Here is a 1,941-nt window from a genome sequence, read left to right on the forward strand (position 1 = left end):
ATCCCTGCTGCATATGCTGAAACAGAAAGATTATATCAGATTAAGGGAAGAAAAGTGCTGGGGACACTCCCGCTGAGCTCACCCGTAGTCGTACTGATCCTCACTCAGAATTTTCTACCAAGGTGCAGGCGCTGTTTTAGCTTTATCAGATATATCAAAAAACTTTTTATCCAGAGCCATTGCTGATATTTCTACTACAGTGCTTGTTAAGATAAATTGATCGGTTTCATATACTGTTTTTAAAGGCAGGGCTTTTATCTTTGAGATAATATAATACCAGTTTCCATAATGATGATTAGAGAATAAGTCAGGATCTACAGCGTACTTACTATTGTAATAATAATAAGTTTTACTTTTAGAAGTATTGAGAATCATCACATCACAAGGAATATTCATAACTGTATCCTTATTTTTTTTTATTTCAAAGCTCACTGCAGATTCCTTATTTCTAGCATAATCTTCCCAAAACAGAGTATCAGATTTAGCGGTCAGAGTATAGCTTTTATTTTCATCTCCTTTATATATTTGCATTTTCACAAATTTACCATCAAACAAAGACTTATAACTATTCCCTTTTATATAATACTCTTGCCAAGTGCCCATCATAGAGTTCAATTGATCATCTTTCAAGGTTGCAAGCTTGCTGTTATAACTATTGTGATAAACCATTTTGCCTTCAAATGTCTGAGCAGAGCTAGTCAAGCTTGCAACTGACAAAACCAAAAAAAGTAATTTCATCTATGGAGTTGTTTTATTTTATAATTTTCTTTAATAAAAGTATATGACCTGTTTATACCTGGATTGCTTGACAAATATAGAACGTATATACTATCTCCTGTTTCATATTTTTCGTTAATTGTATGTCCAATATATTCTGCGTTGTTTGCCTGAAACTTATATTCAATGTCAATAGTTCCTTTGGCTCCAACTTTCATTCTGGAAATGACTACACCTCTACTAAGGTCACCATGTTTGGCTAACCTGTAGTTTTCAATTGTTTTTTCGCTCGCTCCATAAATAAAGCGTCCGACTAAAAACAATATTAATAATGAAAAAAGGTGTATCTTTCGGTTCTTAACATATAGGTGCCAATTAGATATTCTAAAAAAAGGGGCATGCTTCCAATTTTGATTCTTATTCATTTTGAACCCTATTATTTTTATCAAGTTTCCGCTTGGCTTCTTCAGTGGCACCTCCAACTATAATACCTCCCGGAGCTTTACTGACTGTAGAATTAATTGCTTTGGCTGTCTTTTGGTTAGCTTTTGCTTCATTTTCAATTTTAATTCTCTGTGTTCTATTTACGGGTCCATTCGCTCTGGCTACCTTTACAGCTTCTTTAGGTGTTGGGGCATTTGCCGCTTTAACTTTAGGACCCGGAGCTTTATCCGCAACTTTACCTGCAGCTAATCCAACAGCTGTATTAACAGCTGTACTCTTCACGGAATTAGTGGTTACTGTTCCATCTTTCACATCCACTGCATTTCTTGCAATTTCCGCTGCTAGTGTAATTCCACCTTTTACAACTAAATTTTTCACAACACTGCCTCCGCTAGTGACAAAACCTTCTACAGCTGAAATCGCTATATCTCCAACATCAATATTATCTGTTAAAGCGCTTGCGGTAAATCCATTTTCATATACGTTAGCTGCAACTTGGGAACCGTATTCAACGGCTGCTCCAATTAGACCTCCGAGGAGACAACTAGGACAATTCCCATCCGGGTCTGTTAAGTTAGTTGGGTTGTTCCAACCATAAGCATAGGGCGACTTATCAATTTGCTCGGGCTCAGCAGCAAGTTTATCCACCGTCCCCCACCTGCCAATCACCGGGTCATAGAACCGTGCGCCGTAATCATACAGTCCCAGTTCCTCCTGCAGCTCCTTGCCGTTGTAAAGGTAATTATTTTCCGGCGATGCCACCAACCTGCCCTCGTGCGA

Annotated in this window: 3 protein-coding genes; all 3 read right to left on the reverse strand. The window is 37.8% G+C overall.

Annotated features, from left to right (window positions below; translation table 11 throughout):
* Window positions 1–114 precede the first annotated feature (114 nt).
* Window positions 115–738 (reverse strand): hypothetical protein, encoded by a 624-nt coding sequence (locus ACMGDE_RS19895; RefSeq protein ID WP_436834589.1) that lies wholly within the window; start codon window positions 736–738, stop codon window positions 115–117.
* Window positions 735–1,142, reverse strand: coding sequence for a hypothetical protein (locus tag ACMGDE_RS19900; RefSeq protein WP_436834590.1), 408 nt, complete (start codon window positions 1,140–1,142; stop codon window positions 735–737). Before ACMGDE_RS19900 ends, ACMGDE_RS19895 begins: the two co-directional genes overlap by 4 nt.
* Window positions 1,135–1,941 (reverse strand): RHS repeat-associated core domain-containing protein (locus ACMGDE_RS19905; protein WP_436834591.1); only part of this gene is annotated, 807 nt, incomplete at its 5' end. The genes ACMGDE_RS19900 and ACMGDE_RS19905, both read right to left, overlap by 8 nt.

The sequence above is a fragment of the Parapedobacter brassicae genome, assembly GCF_051400755.1.
Taxonomy (GTDB): domain Bacteria; phylum Bacteroidota; class Bacteroidia; order Sphingobacteriales; family Sphingobacteriaceae; genus Parapedobacter.